The organism is Fructilactobacillus sp. X7R4C1 (assembly GCF_059901115.1).
Genome location: NZ_JBWXVD010000001.1, coordinates 261974 through 279675 on the forward strand (window position 1 = coordinate 261974; position 17702 = coordinate 279675).

The following is a 17702-nucleotide window of genomic DNA, read 5'->3' on the forward strand; positions in this document are numbered from 1 at the left end:
TTAAAAAGGATTGAACTTTTTTCAACGGCTCAATCCTTTTTGTATGTCTATTATTTTTTAATCCTCTTATAAATTCCCCTAACAATCACACATCCGACCGTCACAATCCATGCCAATACCGACAGAGCAACCACTGCCATGAAATGTGCTGGCTTTTGGTATCCAACCGTCAACTGATTCTGACCAGCTTTTTCTTTAACCATTGCTGCTCCAATATCGGAAACGCGATATTGATTACGACTAAGTTTGGCCCCATTCAGTTTAACCGTCGAACTATGGTACAAAATTACCGGAACGGTTCGATAATCATTCTTCGTCTGACTGGTATCAGTGTTCCACTTAACGGTTAAATCACCATTATGGTCCACTTGTTTTTTAAAACCATGATTATTCATGACATCAGCATGGTACTGCGATCCAACCGAATTAAAGTTGGGATTACCAGAATCATTTGGCAAGTAGTCCCCGTTTGACTCAGAAACGTCGCGCAATGGCTTATCAAGGTTGCCACTTATAAAGTCTAAGCGAACCTGTTTCACGCTCAAATCCTTCTTAAATGGACTTTTAGCAGGTGGCAGGTACTTGCGTGGCGTCTCCACGTTTGGAAGGGCACGAATCATATTGCGTTTAATCGGGGAACTCGTCGGGTTATGCCAAACATCGACGCCATACTGAACGTTTGAGTATGCAAACCAGAGGGCAACAACCGCCATGACGGATACCACGATTCCCATAAAAATCTTCATGTAGTTGTAACGAATATCGCCGTGCGATGCGCTGATTTTTTCGTACCAATCACGACTAATCTGACTAAGTGACATGAAGAAGCCCACCATCAACAAAATTGCCGCATACGGAAAGAAACGGTATGGGAACTGGATGAAGTTCTGCATGTAGGTCCACTTCTCACCCATTGCGTTCCAAGGGAGAATCGCCGATGACACTATAAGAAACAAACCACCCACAATCGTGACCACGATGTTAGTCAGATTCTTTTTTTTGGCAATAATCATGTATCCCAACTGAAAGACACAAATCAGTATCAGCACGATTCCAACTTCATTAGGTAAGTTATTATAAAAATTAAAATTAGCCGAATACGTACTCATGTCTTTCATCATAAATGGTGGCATGAGTTCGTTTTTCCCGAAAATGTTCAAGAAGCCCACGAAGTAGTTTCCAGCCAAAATCAACGTTAAGAGCACGTTCAACGCAATCTTCCCTAGATACTGCCACTTAGCTCGGGAACGCCAAAGGCCAACAACCGCAAACGGGACTAACATAATGACCGTAAACAAGGCACTCAGGATGTGCATCTCAAGTAAAATCGCAACGACTAACGCTAATGTCACGTGGATTTTCTTCGGTGAACCATCCAGCAAATCAAGAGCCACTATCACCGCAAACGGCAGGACGGCTGCACCCCAAGCTAGGAACTGGGCATCAGTCTGCCAACCGGTAATGAAGTTCTGTGACAAATAAATAATGGCGCCAGCCGTGGCAAAAAAACGATTGACCTTGACCCGGCGAAGCAAGCCATACGAACCCAGTCCGGCAATGACATACAGAACAAAACTCGTTACCAGCTGGAAGCTAAACCAACTCTTAGTCGCTAGCAAAACTACGCCTAAGATAAATGCCATGTAAGGTCCATAGACCGCGTTGACGATCCGTCCGGTTTGATTGAAGCCATAGTTAGTCATGAAATAGTTGAAGTTGCCAGTCTGAAGCTGTCTTTCAACGTCATAAATGCGATTAAAATGAAAGAGCGAGTCATTTCCCAGTAGGATACTGTGTGAAAAGTACTGAATTCCAACCAAGAAAAGGGCCGCTAACAAAATTAAAAGAACCGCTAGCGTCGTTTTAGCATATTTATTCTTCTTCATGATTTCCTCTTATAAGTAATTGTGATTAACTTCTTAATTATCATCAATTATACACTAATTAATTGCCACAAAAAAAGACGGTTACCTATCGTACCGCCATTATCTCGTTATTTTTGATCAGAATTCTGTTGGTTGGCTTCCTTTTGGAGTTTCTTCTTCTGGTGAATGTATACTAGCGCCATTACACAGACGATAAACGTCGTAAAGACCACTAGTAACGCCAATAAAATCGTCCAGATTGAGGTTGGTTTAGTTAAAAAGTAAACCACGATAAAGATCACAACCAGTGGCGTTAGCCCCCAGTTCGCAAAGTTATGCAGATTCTTAATCTTTTTGTTTAGTGCTTCCTCTTTACTTTTTGACTCCATTAAAAAGACTCCTTTAATTTTCCCGTTTTGGTATCAAAATCGTGATGATCAGTCGTCCATGCGTTAAAGATTGCTGAATTTTGGGCCGCTTTAAATAAATTATCCTGTTGTTTCGTTTGCACTATTTTATCATTTTCAATCCGATTAAGCATGCTTGAAACAAATTTACTCACAAAAAAAGCGCTTTGTAACTGCTAGCATTCAATCTAGTAATTACAAAACACTTCAATAATCTTTATATATCATTCTTTAAACGATTTTTATTATGATTATGTTGACTTATTAGTTCCATAACTTGACCACCGATAATAAATAAAGCTACATTATTAGCGTAAAACATATGGTCAGTAAAGACTCCTTCGATTAGAGTAATAATGACAATCATAGCTAAATATGCAGAAACGTCACTATCTTTAGACACTAAATGTGCAAGACCTATAGTAATTAAAATCATTAATATCACAAAGACAATATAGCCGTCCATAAATAACACTCTTGAAAAACTAGAATCTATATAGAAATAATGAAGCACCTCATGAACTTGTCCACCATTTCCACGTTGTTTAATGAACTGGCCAAACATTCCTGGCACATACTTTTGATAAGCCTCGTGAACCAAAGACAATCGATTACTAAATAACTTATTTAAAGTTAACCAAATACTATCATCTTTATAAAAAATCATAGATATCAACGTCCAGAAAGCAATCAAGAGCGGCGTCAGTTCCGCCAGTATCTTCGTGTATCGATTTCTTAAGTTAATGGAAAAACATGAAAGTAAGATTACGACAACTATTGCTATATTAAGCAACAAATCAGTTCTGGAATCAGTAATCAAATAGATGGCAATCGTCCCACATGCCATTACTAGTACATTAATCAGCTTATTTTTGAACGATATTTTGTTAGTCACTAAATAACTTGCCCATGCGACATTCAAGAAAAAAACTGTTGAAGATAATAATAAAGGATAAATAAACCCCAAACTATTCCGAACTAATCCGTTTCTTGGAAATTGCAGATTTGGAAGAATACCAAATAATGAAAACATAATAATTACACAAAGAACACATATACTTACTATCATTTCTGTTTTAATAATACTTTTAAGTGGAATATCTTTCATACCCACCAAAAGAACCATAACATACAATAAATTTTGGTCTCTTGCTAAATGTCCGTTTATAAACAAAAATACTAAAAGTATAAAAATACCTGCTAAATAAACTGGCTTAAAATTATCAATAAAAAAAATCTTGATAACTATATAAAAGGCGAAAATTAATAGTAATACATGTACCATGTTTCCAATAATTGGATGGATTTTAATTATCATAGTGGTGCTAATCAGCACATAAAGTATTCCGACTACCAGAGCACACAGATACAAAGAAGATTCATGTTTTTTTAAAAAATAAATTGAATCTTTTATCATTTTTCGGTTACAACTCCATTTACGTAATTCTCATTTAATAATTTCAACTGTTTATTAGAGTAAGTATCGTTAGGAACAAATTTCGTGTGGTTCTTATACTTAAAATCGTACTTATATGATTTTACAGTAACTTTACTACCCACTGTTGCATTACTAATTACGGGTTGGGTAATTATCGTTCCACTGAAAGGATGAATTGGCGGTTGAACGTCCATGCTAACTGGTTTATCCAACATTGAGACATAAATTGTTTGGTTTTTGCGTTTACCGTTAACCTTAATTTCATACAAATAATTATCATCTGATTGATTAATGCTACTAATCGTACCTGTTTCATCAAAATTAACCTGATTAGTTTTTTCAATCTCATTAGGATCAACTGCAATTTTTTTAACATATTTATAGCTAACAAAGAAAATCCCAATAAATACTATACCTACGAAAAGTAACCATATACCCATTTTTTTGTGATTGTTATTCAAACTATGATTTCCAGTTTCATTGTGATGTGAACTATTTCTAACTAATAAATAGCCAATTACTAAAACAATAAATGCTACTAATAGTACCGAAAGTACAAATAATTTATTGGCTAAAATTTCTGACATTTTATATATAAACCACTGCGTATTTGAATATTTGATAATACCACTCCTACTTATAATTAATAATACGATTAATGTATATATTAATTTTGATTAATAAACACGTTAATAACAAAGCTATTATAGCACAAGTCATTATATCACTTTCACTGATTTTGAATTAATACAATTTTAGTACATATACAGATAGCATACACTGATTTTCACAGTAAATTACGGATATTAAGAAATAAAAGTTAATTTCTTGCTAAATATAAAACACAAACCGCCTGAATTGAGTATAATTGTTACATAACTAATACAGAACTGGAGTGAGAGTAGTGAAGCTTTATTCATATTCATTTATTTCCCACAATTTCAATTTTACCAACTACATCTTTATTGGTTTAATCATTGTGATTGCGTTGGTCATCATTGGAACTGGGATCTTCTATTATCGAAATAGAAGTAATCTAAGATTTCGAAGCCTATTCATCCTAGTTACGATGTTAGGGGCACTGATTATCGCGATGCAGACGGGCCGAGTCTTTCAGCAAAAAAACGCTGATAGTCAAACTACTCAGACCGTCCAAATCATGAAAAACATCAGTAAACAGAAAAAAGTTCCGCTAAACCAGATGTATGCTAGTAGCAATAATCTGGTTGATGGAATGACGATTCAAGCGGGAAAAGACGCCTACGTGGTTCACTTCAATACTGACATGACCAACTACACGGTCACCCCAACAAAACTAGTATCTAAACCCAAGCATATCAACAAGGGTGGCTTCACGTGGAGTAGTAGTGACTCTCAATATTGGACCATCTTCTTGAAGTTCCTGATTGGATTCATCATGATTGTCTTACAGATTAACCTTTCTGGTAAGGGTAACCTGGCTCCGTCAAACGCCGTCGATCAACTCCAAAACTATATTCTTGGTGGAATTATTGGTGGTGTTATTTACAACCAAGACATCACTCCAATTCAATTTGTCATTATCCTGTTAATCTGGTCCGTCATCGTCTTCGCAAGTAAGTTCTTGACCGGAACGAGTAACACGCTGAATAAGTTGATCAACGGAAGTCCGCAGATACTGATTCTAAATGGTGTCGTAAACGTCAACCGTGCATTGCGGAACGGTCTAACTGCTAATCAGCTTGCTTTTAAACTCAGAACTCATGGGGTTAACGACTTTAAGGACGTTAAAAACGCCACCCTTGAAGAAAACGGCCAATTGACCGTAACGTTAAATGATGAACCTACCATGAACTACCCGATTATTACCGATGGTCAACTAAACGAAAACGTTGCTAAACGTCGTAACTTAAGTGACGATCAAGTTGAACAAATGTGTGAGAAACAGGGATGCACCATTCAGGACGTCTACTTAGGTCAATTTGGATCTAAGGGTGATCTAGACCTCGTGTTGTATCCAAAGAAAAGGAATAGTTTAAAGAAAACTAAATAGATTGTAAATAAATAAGCCTAATCCAGATGGATTGGGCTTATTTATTTACTACAACATTATTTATCAATTAAATTAATAGTTCTTACCCTAAATCTTCGTGCAGTTGCCCTATTAATCCAACTTTGTGGATCATTAGTCATATCAAACTGAGAAAATGTTATTGAATATTTAGTATTACCACTGTGTTTCAAAAGATGAACATAAATATTTTTCTTCCCCTTTCTTTTTTCTTTTATGATATAAGCATTTCTTTGATTAATCGATTGATTAGTTTTATGAGAGTCCACAACACCAATAGATAGGTTATAAATTGTAAATAAACCTAAAATAATAAAAATTATCCAATTCATTAAATTGAATATATTATTTTTTGAATACGTATTAAAAATTTTAACGGTTGCAATAGTTATTAAAATAAAACCACCAAAATATGTTTGCTGTTCAGATGTACCTCCAGGTGAAACTAATAACACTGACCATACCAAAATACCACATACAAACCAATATATTGATTCTATAATTAATCTTTTGTTTTTAATTAAAATAATATTTAATAAAAGCAAAAAAATAAAAAGTAATATTATCAACAACTGATTATGAAAAAGAAAACTACAAAAATCATGGAAGTTTAAAATAATTTTTTGAAACAAATTTAATTTTGAGAATCCAGGATTAATTACTTTTGCTCTGTTCCAATCTCCTGGCGAAAGAATTAAAAATCCATATCCAATTATTGTGGTTATAATTGGAAAAATATATTTTTTAATATTTAATTTACAGAAAAATACGTAGAAAAATAGTATTAATATTATTCCACCAACTGTATTTTCATTTGTATTACCGACTACAAGGCCCAAAACTGAAAGCCCAATTATATAAATAATATTTTTAAACTTTGAATTAAACTCAATATTTTCTTTAAATAAATATATAAGTACTAGATCTATAACTATTGTCCATAAGTAATTCCCAGAACCAGCTCTCCACAGGTACATTTGAGCAAAATTCGATGTTAAAGCAAAAATAATAAATAACACAAACACATAATTTGTAATTCTTAAATTTTTACCCTTAGGTTTAGCAATAAATAAAATTAAAATCGAAAGAAAAACAAACATTAATGCATTTAAAATTGATTCAATTGGAAGTGGAATATTAACTAATATTCTAAAAATTGTTTGACCAACTATTCTTGCATTCCAATTTACATAATCACTAAATCCTGCATTAATAATTTGATGAAACGTCATATGTGTGGCCATTTCATCATCATTCCAAATAGGGGTCAAATAGTTCCACCAAAACATAAATAAAAATACTATTAAAATCATTAAATACAATAGACCGTATTTTGTTCTTTTTAATTTATTTTTCATAAATCTCCTTAACAATGACTTTTTACGTTAATTAATTTTGAAGTTGCCTTAATTTTGTACACAGTTCTTTAAAGAACTTCCATATTCCATGAAATAGAATTCAAATAAAATAGCTTAGTTATGGCAAAATCTATTTTACAAATGGAACTTTTCTAATTACATAAACCACTAATCCACAAATTACGTAAGAAACCAATATAACTGGTTGAAGCAATTGGAAAAATGTATGGTAAAAGATCAATGTGGAACCAGTTGGTATTTAAATAAATAAAAATATAATTATCGAAAAAATCAACTACCACAACATAGAATAAAACATCCTTATGACTTTCTGCTAAAACCGATAGAACTGGGGTAAGGAAATAAAGTGCAATGATACAATAAAAGAAACCAAAAAGTCCCATTAATGCTTCCAGAAAAGAAACTAGTAAAGAAATTGACAACACTAAGATCATGGTGAACAAAATTAAAATCTGGAAGTAGTGTCTGAATAATAGGATCAACTATATAATAGATAACACTCCATACAACTAACGGAATCACTACTCTAAAAAACGTTTTTTGAAAAGTACTTTTGTATCATATTTTCCCCGATATCCAAGCAGTGTTGCCCCCTCCCCCAGAATTCATCAAAAATAGAAATACAGCAGGAACAGTAATTGTCCTTACAATTGAATCAAACATTCCCAATGCATTATTATTGTAATCCCAAGATGGATGGATAAATAACACAAACACAATAGAAATGATGTTAACAACGTCGATATAAGTTATATCTTTTTTTCATATTTTCTCCTGTATTATGTAATATTTAACACAATTACAATGATATCAGAACTTCTAAAAAATAAGAAATTTAATTTTTTTACATACAAAAAGAGCGTGATGATTTTATCTCCACGCTCTTTTACGTATTATTCTATTTAAGTACTCTAAATCGCTTGCTATCTTCCATAAAATCTTTTTCGCTAGCTGGAGTGTTGATTGAACCGAAGTTCATCTCAGCCCGTAACTGCCAATGATCCGGAATATCAAACGTTGAAGCCACCTGAGAATTAATCAATGGATCATAGTGTTGAATGTTAACGCCAAGTCCATTTTCTTCTAGACCAGTCCAAACGGCAAATTGAGCGTTTCCCTGTCCTTCTTCAGACCAGTTGTACATCTCATATTGATAGGTCTTAAATTGACCTTGCAATTCTTTGACCTTGTCCATATCAGTGAAGAACAAGATTGATGCGTAGGCATCCCTAAAAGTTGAAATTTTTGCCTTGGTACGAAGAAATCCATCGGCTGGTACCTTTTCTCTCAGCGCATCTTCAACGATATCCCACAACTTATCATGGTTTTCGTTAAAAAGTACCACAGCTCGAACTGTCTGCCCGTTGAAGGCACTTGGTGTGTATTTGATTAATTCCTTGATATAAGTATATAGATCGTCCTGTGAGAAAGGCACGTCCTTACCCAAGTCATAGATGGTTCGTCGATTCTTCTCAAGATCTAAGAATTGTTTCTTTAATTCCATGTTCCAAAACTTCTTTCGTTAAATTTGATTCTTGGTCTTTCCCGTTGTCATTGCTTCGTGGAAATTATCATAGCTAACCTTGATCATGTCAACCGTGGCTGGTTTAGTCAGATAACCCATGTGCGGAGTAATAATAACATTTGGATAACGCTTCATCAATTCTAACACGTCTTTATTTGGAAGATCATCTAATGAGTTGAACTCGTTACCGTCAATCTGATTCTCATCAATAATCACGTCAGCAGCATAGCCACCAATGTTACTACCAGACAATGCAATCGTAACGGCCTTAGTATCAACCAGTTCACCACGGGCAGTGTTAACTAAAATAGCGTTTCGTTTCATCTTGGCTAATTCTGGAGCCCCAATCATTTCATCATTTTCACCCGGTACATAAGGAACGTGAAGGGAAACAATGTCAGACTTCTTTAACAACTCGTCTTCGTCAACGAAGGTTACGTCTGGATTGTCATTTGGATGACGTTGATAGCCAAGCACGTTGGCACCTAGGTTATGGTACAACTTGGCTTCTGCACTTCCCATGTGACCGACTCCGATAATTCCGACGGTTGCATCATGAATTTCATTACTGAAATACGTTGGCAGAACGCGAAAGTCAGCGTTATTTGTATTTACAGTTGCCTGGGCAACGTGTCTGAATAGGTCCATTCCCATCGTCAGTGCTAATTCGGCAACGGAATATGGTGAATAACTAGGAACGTTAGCAACCATAATCCCGTCTGCTTCAGCAGCATCTAGGTCAATGTTGTTGTAACCAACAAAACGGGTAAACAGATACTTAATTCCCATATCCTTGACCTTATCCAAGACATCTTTATCAGCGACACAGGAACCGTCAATCAGGATGGCATCCGTGCCCATTGCCTCGTCAACCGTATCAATCTTCAATGGTCTTTCAACCAAATTTAAATCAAAGTCATATGAATTTAAATCCACAAAGTATTCTTTTTCAAATGGCCTTACGTCATAAGCAGTAATCTTTGCCATTATATCTCTCCTTAGTTTAATGGATGAAGTGGTTTTCCAGTCTCAATCACTTTTTGAAAGTTATCAAAACTGATCCGAACCATGTCCTTATTGGCTTCCTCGGTAAATGAACCCATGTGTGGCGTGACAATCACATTGGGATAGTTCTTCATTAGCTTCTTGTCTTCAGCATTAGGAACATCATCCAAACTATTGAATTCTTTACCCATAATTTGACCTTCATCTAGTAGGACATCGGTTCCATAACCACCAATTTCAAAGTTTTCAACGGCGTCAGCAACGGCGGTGTTATCAACCACGCCGCCCCGAGCTGTATTGACCAGGATGGCATCGTTCTTCATCTGATCGAGTTCGGTCTTGCCAATTAACTTCTCCGTACCAGAAGTGAGTGGAACGTGAATGGAAACAATATCCGATTTTGTAAGTAACTCATTCATGTCAACAAACTTAACGGAATGATTATCGGGATCAGCGTGACGTTGATAAGCTAAGACGTCCGCTCCAACCGCATCATACATCTGAGCCTCAGCCGTTCCGATTCTGCCTGCTCCAATGATTCCAACCGTTGAATCGTGAATCTCACGACTAAAGTACAGTGGTAAGATACGAAAATCAGCGTCATGCGTGTTGGCGGTTGCTTGAGCAACATGTCTAAAAAGCGTCATTCCAAGGGTAAACGCCAATCCTGCTACCGAATGTGGTGAATAGTCGGGCACGTTAGCAACTTTAATGCCTTTTTCGGTTGCCCGCTTAATGTCAATGTTATTAACTCCAACCGAACGAGTAAATAAGTACTCAACGCCATAATCGGCTAAGTGGTCAACGATTGTCCCATCAGCGTCACACATCCCGTCGATCAAAACCCCGTTTGATCCCTGAGCCTGACTTACATTGGCCATCGTTAACTTTTCATTGACAAACTTTAAGTCAAATTCTGTTTGATTATAATCTTCAAAGTATTGCTTCTGCATCGCATCAGCATGGTAAATTGTTATTTTAAACATTAAACTATCTCCTTATCTTAACAACCCAATTATGAATTAAATCGTGGTTAAAATGCAATTCTTTTCTCTTATTAAATGCTAAAATGTTCATAACCAATCAGAGGAGAATAGTATGGCAAACAAATTTAATAATTTTCACAAAACTCAAGTTAAACGAATCGTTGTAATGGCGGTGGTAATGATCATCTTGGTCATCGCTGGTATTTACGCAATCCTAACGAAATAAAAAGGCGACTTTTCAAAAAAGTCGTCTTTTTTCACGCAGATTTTTATTGAGCCGTGTATCCACCATCGACCACTAACTCACTACCAGTCGTGAATTCAGATTCATCAGAAGCCAAGTAAACAGCTGCATATGCAATGTCTTCTGGTTTACCTAAGTGTCCCATTGGGGTTTTAGAACGTTGTGACACATATTTAGCAAAATCAGGCTTGATTAGTGGGGTTTGAATGCCACCCGGATGAATTGAATTGACCCGAATGCCATAATCTTTTAGTGCACAATCAATTGCTGCGGATTTCGACATCATCCGAACGCCACCTTTAGCCGCACAGTATGCTCCTAAACCAGGATCGCCGACTAAGCCTTCGATCGATGACATATTCACAATTGAAGCACCAACGTTCTTGTTTTTCATTTGCTTGATGCCCTCACGCATTCCGTAAAAGACTCCGTCAAGATCAATACTTAAAACTTTGTGCCATTCTTCGGTCGTAGTATCTTCAATGGATTTCCCGATAGCAATCCCAGCATTGTTAACTAGGGTAGTTACTTGTCCGAAATCTTTTTCAGTTTCTTCAAACACCTCTGGCCAACGATCTGGGTCAGAAACATCTTGGGTAATAAATTTTACTGAATTAGGATAAATTTTATTAATTTCATCAGCGGCTTGACGGCCTTTATCCTCATTACGTCCGGTAATGGTAACCTTGGCCCCTTCTTTTGCAAACATCTTAGCAATGGCGTAACCAATGCCATGAGTTCCACCAGTAACAACTGCAACTTTGTTCTTTAATCTGTTTGTCATATTTATCCCTCCATTACTTAGTCATTTACCGACTTAACTGTATCATGAACCCTTATAAACGCACACAAAAAGGCTCATGACTTTCATCATGAGCCTTCCGCGCTAAAACTAATTTAGTACCAGTTATTACTTTCCCAATGCTTCTTAGCATTTTGCCATGAACCATAACGATCATGAACGTAGTTGTCAGCAGTACGTTCCTGATTCTCCTTCGAGTAATCCCCGTGAAGGTAAGTCTTAGTCAATTGATACTTGCCATACACTTGTGGATTAGTTGGATTTTCAGCATGATACTCACCACGTGATTCATGATAAGCAATCCAATTCTTAGCTGTCATCTCTGACGGACTTAATTTCGACACTGAACTTTCTGATTTTATAACTTTGACAGGTTTGTTGGCGTGTGGTGCTTTTCGAAATTTGACTAGCTTATTAACGGTGGTGTAGCGCGATGAATCAGCATTAACATTAGCGCGTGAGCTATTTGCGACTGCTATGCCCGTGGTAAAAATAGCTGTAACGCTAACTGCTGTAAGAATAATATGTTTCCACTCCATTTTGTTCCTCCTCTCAACAGTCAATACATTAAGGGGAAAAAATTTCAATAATATTAGTAAAATATTACACGGATGTTAAAAAACATTGCAGAAATGGGAATTTAGTATTATATAGTATTCAAAAATTGATTCAATGCTTCTGGCCAGGACGGAATTTTAAATCCGCTATTTTCTGACTTACTTAAATCCAAAACCGAATACTTAGGTTTAGGTGCTTGGTAATCGGATTCCCCAGCTTTGATCAATAACATACCGTAATTCTTGTCTTCCAACAGTTTTTTTGCAAAATCATATGATGTCGCTGTCCCTTGATTAGCCAAATGATAAATACCATAGGGGAGTCTATTTTGAACTGTATAAAGCATAAATTCAGCTAATGTCTTAGTCCAAGTGGGTCTGCTCAATTGATAAGAATTATTTTTTAGTACTTTATTTATTAAATCATTCCCATAATTACCAAATAACCATGAAGTACGAATTATATAATATTTAGTACATATTTCTTCAATTGCACGTTCTGCCATACGTTTTTGCTTTCCATATTCGTTAACTGGATTAGGAAAATCATTCGTTTTATATGGAGTTTTCTTTTTCCCATCAAAAACTTGATCAGTACTAACGTACACTAAAGTTGCATTTATTTCTCGTGTAGCTAGGGCAACATACTCTGTTCCTAGAAAATTTACTTTCTTGTTAATTAACTTTTCTGGACCATTTTCTGCCTCATCAATATCTGTATATCCAGCACAATCAAAAATAACATCAGGTTTATTAATCTGAAAGTACTCTAATACTTTGTTCTGATTGGTCACGTCTAATTCACTCATTGATGGGGACAGGAATTCAATTTTCTTACTATTTAACAAATCACATAATTCTCTTCCTACTTGTCCTTCTGCTCCCAAAATTAAAATTTTACTCATTAACAAATACTCCTAAAAAACAAGACTACATTGTAATTAATTATCGTCATTAAAAAAATAAATTATACGTAATATTAAAATAACGTATAATTTTATTCATTAATTATTCTCATTAGAATCTGGGATCTTTGGTTTTGGATAATAGAATATTCCACGACAACTACCACTAAGGACAGCCCAAATTCTTTTTAATCGATGGTCACTAGCTTTAAACGGGACTTTGCACATATCTACTATATTATGTATAAACATCTTTATAGTATGTTTTTTGGATTCATATTTCTTTGAAATAAACATTAAGTTTCTATACATGTAATAATATCTTTTAATTCTATTAAAATCATCATTAAAAATATTAACACTTGAAACATTATTCTTAGTTTTATGGATAACGCTACTATTAATTACATAATAAGAAGGCAAGTAATGACTCAATCGATTTGTATACTCAGTATCATCACCCCAAATAAACATACTTCCAATTGGGTAGCCAAGCTTTTTAACAGCTTTTCTAGAAGTCAGTATTGATACAAAAGTAGCTTGTTTTACCTGAACTAACCCACTAGATATTTTTTCATTCCAATCAGAAACAGGAAGTGGAATATTGCATGATTCTCCATTTACCCAGCGTACATCACTACATACAAAGCCAAAATTATCATCAATTGTTTTTACACTCTTCATAAGTTCTTCAAGAGTATCACTATTTGGAATAGTATCATCATCTAAAATCCAGAAGTAATTATCACTAAACTTTTCATAAGCAATTTTGGTTCCAATTTCGAAACCACCTGCTCCACCAAGATTCTTACTTGAAGAATAAACATAAACAGTTTCATTGTTATTAAATTTTTTAAGATACTCTTTAGTTGGCATCTCACTATCATTATCAACAATTATAATATGACTCAATTTGTATGTCTGTGACAAAAGACTATCTAAACATTCTTTTAAAAGTTCAGGCCTATCATGTGTTACTACTATAGCTGATACATTACTTTGATCCATAATTTTATATTCCCTTTTTTCTATTAATTAGTTTTCTTTTTACTTCCACAAAAATATTTGGTTTTAAAATAATGAGTAAAATTAAATAAATAAATATTCCTAACAATACTTCAATTATTAAATTACTCCATTTAATTTTTAAAGTAACATTAAGAAGGAAAACTATTGTAAACATAATTAACCCAGAAATAAAATATTTCCAAAAGCTTCTAAATAATTTAGTAAATTCAATTTGCTCTCTAATAGAATAAATTTGAACGACAATAACAACAGCTTCAGATAGTACAGTTGCAATTGCAGTACCAGCTGCTCCCCATAATAATATTAATGGAACGTTAGCAATAATATTAACAATTGCTCCTATAATCACAGAGTAGTTGTAAGGTTTATTTTGATTAGTTGGTAACAAGTATTGAACTCCAATCGCATTACTCCATGCGATAAATACCACTACAGCAGATTCAATCATCATTAATGGAGCTACTTCTGTAAATTTTGGAGAGAAAAATAATGGTACAAATGTATAAGCAACAGCGGCAATTCCAAAGGTAATCGGAATAGATAATGCCGTCACAAATTCAAAACTTTGATATAGATATCTTTTTACCTTCTTACGTTCACCTCTCATAAAGGCATTCGCCACATGTGGAAGCATGACAGTTCCTGTCGCGGTGACAACGGCTAGCGAAAGTTTGACGATCTTATCAGACTGGTCAAAATAACCAGCTGCCGTGACGGAGGTCATTGCCCCCAACATCGTCTTATTAACCACTAAATAAATTTGCGTGGCAATCTCTGGAACAAAAAGAACCATCGACGGCCAAAAATGCCTAAACCAGTGAAAGTTTTTCCAGTCCACTTTTCCTAAATAACCTCGTAAGCTAGGAAATAAAGTTAAATTTCCAATTAACAATGACATGGAAAGTATAAAAATATATAACCATAAATCATTATATGATTTAACGAATGCAAAAATACTTACAAGAGTTAATATCTTAACAATGAAATTTCTTAAAACTGTTACTCTAAAATTTTCTACACCCTGAAAAAACCAAGAAATATCAAACGCAGCTGCTAAAAGTGAAAAAGATTGAGCAACATAATAGCTATGAAAACGATGAACAAGTGCAAGAAAAATAAAAAAAGCAATATAAGCAATTCCAATTGTGACCATTCGCATAAAAAATATTTCATAAAAAGTATTGGTTAGCTTTTGTTTATTGTTTCGCACATACGCAATCTGACGATTACCGTAGAGTGCAACCCCAACACTTCCAAAGATAATAAAATATTGAATAATTGAATTAGTATAAGCATTAATTCCTACTCCTTTCGGTCCTAAAACACGAGCCAAATAAGGCGTGGTTAATAAGGGAACTATCAGCACAAATAGTTGATAGGAAGCGTTATACAAATAATTCTTAATTACTTTACCCAAATTTATTCACCAAATTCGTTTTTAACTAATCTCAAAGCTGACATGATGGTTTGATCCATGTTGTAGTAACGATATTGTCCTAAACGGCCACCAAAGACAACGTTTGGCGCATCTTTTTCAGCTAATTCTACGTAATTCTTGTACAAAGAACGATTCTTTTTATCATCGATTGGGTAGTATGGTTCATCCCCACGGTGCCATGTCTTTGGATACTCATGGGTGATGACGGTCTTATTCTTATTACCCTTACCGAACTCAAAGTGTTTGTGTTCAATAACTCTGGTGTAAGGCGTCTCAGCATCGGTATAGTTGACTACCGCGTTTCCTTGATAGTTATCGACGTCTTTCACTTCAGTATCAAACTTCAAGCTACGGTACTCCAGAGCTCCCAATTGATATTCAAAGAACTGGTCAATCATTCCGGTAAAGATGATACGCTTACCCGATTTCAAATATTCATCCTTTTTATCAAAGAAGTCAGTGTTAGTTTTAACATCGATTAAGTCACTAGCAAGCATCTTTTCGATAATTTGAGTGTATCCACCAATTGGAATTCCCTGGTATGGATCGCTAAAGTAGTTGTTATCATAAATGAATCGGACTGGGATTCTTCTAATGATAAAGGCTGGGAGATCAGTGGCTTTTCTGCCCCACTGTTTCTCAGTGTAGCCCTTTACCAATTTTTCGTACAAGTCAGGACCAACCAGTGAGATAGCCTGTTCTTCCAAGTTAGTTGGCTTATCCGGAATATTAGCACTCCGCTTTTGTTCCTCAATCTTAGCCTTAGCTTCTTCTGGTGTTCTAACACCCCATAGTTTATTAAAGGTGTTCATGTTAAATGGCATGTTATAGATTTCGCCGTGATAGTTAGCAATCGGACTGTTAACGTAGTTGTTAAAGTTCGCAAATTGATGGACGTAATCCCAAATGTCCTTCATCTTGGTATGAAAAATGTGAGCTCCATATTCGTGAACCTGGATGCCCTCTACTTCTTTGGTATAGATATTGCCACCAACGTGATCACGTTTTTCGATCACCTCAACGTGATTGCCGCGTTTAGCAGCTTCGTATGCAAAGGTTGATCCAAATAATCCAGAACCAACCACTAAATAATCAGTCATAAACTTACACCTCTACATGGTTTTATATTTTTGCAATAATTTGGTCATAATAGTCATTTAATAAAACTTTATTCATTTGTCCAGATAAATGAGTATTTATTTCATTAATATATTTCCCTTTAATAGGGACTTTAGTTGTTGCTTTTTTTGAAAACCACTCATATTCAATATCTGCATGACCAATATCGACAGCTTGAATTTTAATTTTACATAAATCGTAGGCCAGTACAGTAGCTGTAGGTCCAAGTGCCAATAATACTAATTCATTATTATTAACATTTGTTTTGATAACTTTTAAAATCTCATCATACTTTTCAAAAGCATTTGTTGAAGGACACTCTATTCGTTTAATACTTGTAGAATTATTCAATAAGTCATTTCCAACCCCAAATTTTGTATTTTTTCCTTCTACAATTAGTATGTTCCTTTTATCCCAAATATCTTTCAATAAATCAAATGTAACTTTTGCATTTGATTTATCTCTTTTATCTATATAAGGACGGGTAATATCTGCATCATAATATACTTTTTGCGAATCCATACACTCAAGCCACTTATTGCCATTTTTACATAATTGTTTTTTCCAAAAAAAGACACTGTCATTATTAGCTTCATGCAAATTATCTAATAATCCTGGTATACCAATTATATGATTATCTAAATCAGAAGATATAATATCTAATAATCTTTTTTGTAGACGCTGACTACCAACTTCAAAGGAATCAAAATTATTATCTCCAATCATCCAATTTAATTCTCCATCGCCGTAACGACTTATTGATAAACCATCTTTTTTTATTTTTTTTAAAGTATCATTTGAATTAACTATTTTAGGATAAAATATAGGCTTGTAAAACAAAAAACGAATATTCGTCAAAAGTTTAACAAAAAAATTATATAAATCATTTATCCAACTTATTCTTTTCAATTTGGTTTTTAATTTCCCAAACATTTAATTACCTCAAATCATCA

General features: G+C 34.7%; 18 protein-coding genes. 1 reads left to right on the forward strand and 17 read right to left on the reverse strand.

The window, feature by feature from the left end:
• Positions 1–50: 50 nt before the first annotated feature.
• The 5 genes from AC6UC9_RS01425 to AC6UC9_RS01445 form a co-directional block, all read right to left on the reverse strand.
• Positions 51–1886, reverse strand: a complete 1836-nt coding sequence (locus AC6UC9_RS01425; RefSeq protein WP_500700906.1) for a putative glycosyltransferase family protein — start codon at positions 1884–1886, stop codon at positions 51–53.
• 107 nt (positions 1887–1993) lie between these two features.
• Entirely contained in the window at positions 1994–2254 is a 261-nt protein-coding gene (locus AC6UC9_RS01430) for a hypothetical protein (protein WP_500693356.1), read from the reverse strand.
• On the reverse strand, positions 2254–2427 hold the full coding sequence (locus tag AC6UC9_RS01435) for a hypothetical protein (RefSeq protein ID WP_500700907.1): 174 nt from the start codon (positions 2425–2427) through the stop codon (positions 2254–2256). Before AC6UC9_RS01435 ends, AC6UC9_RS01430 begins: the two co-directional genes overlap by 1 nt.
• Before the next feature lie 62 nt (positions 2428–2489).
• On the reverse strand, positions 2490–3689 hold the full coding sequence (locus AC6UC9_RS01440; protein ID WP_500700908.1) for a hypothetical protein: 1200 nt from the start codon (positions 3687–3689) through the stop codon (positions 2490–2492).
• Complete coding sequence (locus AC6UC9_RS01445; protein ID WP_500700909.1) at positions 3686–4297, reverse strand: hypothetical protein; 612 nt, start codon at positions 4295–4297, stop codon at positions 3686–3688. The genes AC6UC9_RS01440 and AC6UC9_RS01445 overlap by 4 nt, the downstream gene beginning before the upstream one ends.
• A 317-nt stretch (positions 4298–4614) precedes the next feature.
• Between AC6UC9_RS01445 and AC6UC9_RS01450 the strand changes: the two genes are divergently transcribed.
• A complete protein-coding gene (locus AC6UC9_RS01450) occupies positions 4615–5742 on the forward strand; it encodes a DUF3290 family protein (protein WP_500700910.1) in 1128 nt (375 codons plus the stop codon).
• A 56-nt stretch (positions 5743–5798) separates the two neighbouring features.
• On the opposite strand, the gene AC6UC9_RS01455 is transcribed toward AC6UC9_RS01450, so the two are convergent.
• The 12 genes from AC6UC9_RS01455 to AC6UC9_RS01510 form a co-directional block, all read right to left on the reverse strand.
• Positions 5799–7118: a DUF3329 domain-containing protein gene (locus AC6UC9_RS01455; protein ID WP_500700911.1), complete on the reverse strand. Its 1320-nt coding sequence runs from the start codon at positions 7116–7118 to the stop codon at positions 5799–5801.
• 152 nt (positions 7119–7270) lie between these two features.
• Entirely contained in the window at positions 7271–7582 is a 312-nt protein-coding gene (locus AC6UC9_RS01460; RefSeq protein WP_500700912.1) for a hypothetical protein, read from the reverse strand.
• A gap of 455 nt (positions 7583–8037) precedes the next feature.
• Positions 8038–8643, reverse strand: coding sequence for a nitroreductase family protein (locus AC6UC9_RS01465; RefSeq protein ID WP_500700913.1), 606 nt, complete (start codon positions 8641–8643; stop codon positions 8038–8040).
• An 18-nt stretch (positions 8644–8661) separates the two neighbouring features.
• Complete coding sequence (locus AC6UC9_RS01470) at positions 8662–9651, reverse strand: NAD(P)-dependent oxidoreductase (RefSeq protein WP_500696398.1); 990 nt, start codon at positions 9649–9651, stop codon at positions 8662–8664.
• A gap of 11 nt (positions 9652–9662) precedes the next feature.
• Positions 9663–10655, reverse strand: coding sequence for an NAD(P)-dependent oxidoreductase (locus AC6UC9_RS01475; protein ID WP_500700914.1), 993 nt, complete (start codon positions 10653–10655; stop codon positions 9663–9665).
• Between the two features lie 269 nt (positions 10656–10924).
• Complete coding sequence (locus tag AC6UC9_RS01480; RefSeq protein WP_500700915.1) at positions 10925–11683, reverse strand: NADP-dependent (R)-specific alcohol dehydrogenase; 759 nt, start codon at positions 11681–11683, stop codon at positions 10925–10927.
• Positions 11684–11796: 113 nt separating this feature from the next.
• Positions 11797–12240: an aggregation-promoting factor C-terminal-like domain-containing protein gene (locus AC6UC9_RS01485; protein ID WP_500693341.1), complete on the reverse strand. Its 444-nt coding sequence runs from the start codon at positions 12238–12240 to the stop codon at positions 11797–11799.
• 107 nt (positions 12241–12347) lie between these two features.
• On the reverse strand, positions 12348–13163 hold the full coding sequence (locus tag AC6UC9_RS01490) for an SDR family oxidoreductase (protein WP_500700916.1): 816 nt from the start codon (positions 13161–13163) through the stop codon (positions 12348–12350).
• Between the two features lie 99 nt (positions 13164–13262).
• Entirely contained in the window at positions 13263–14171 is a 909-nt protein-coding gene (locus AC6UC9_RS01495) for a glycosyltransferase family 2 protein (RefSeq protein ID WP_500700917.1), read from the reverse strand.
• Positions 14172–14175: 4 nt separating this feature from the next.
• Positions 14176–15609 (reverse strand): flippase, encoded by a 1434-nt coding sequence (locus AC6UC9_RS01500; protein ID WP_500700918.1) that lies wholly within the window; start codon positions 15607–15609, stop codon positions 14176–14178.
• Positions 15610–15611: 2 nt separating this feature from the next.
• A complete protein-coding gene (glf, locus tag AC6UC9_RS01505) occupies positions 15612–16730 on the reverse strand; it encodes a UDP-galactopyranose mutase (protein ID WP_500700919.1) in 1119 nt (372 codons plus the stop codon).
• A gap of 22 nt (positions 16731–16752) precedes the next feature.
• Positions 16753–17682, reverse strand: coding sequence for a GT-D fold domain-containing glycosyltransferase (locus AC6UC9_RS01510; protein ID WP_500700920.1), 930 nt, complete (start codon positions 17680–17682; stop codon positions 16753–16755).
• Between the last annotated feature and the right edge of the window lie 20 nt (positions 17683–17702).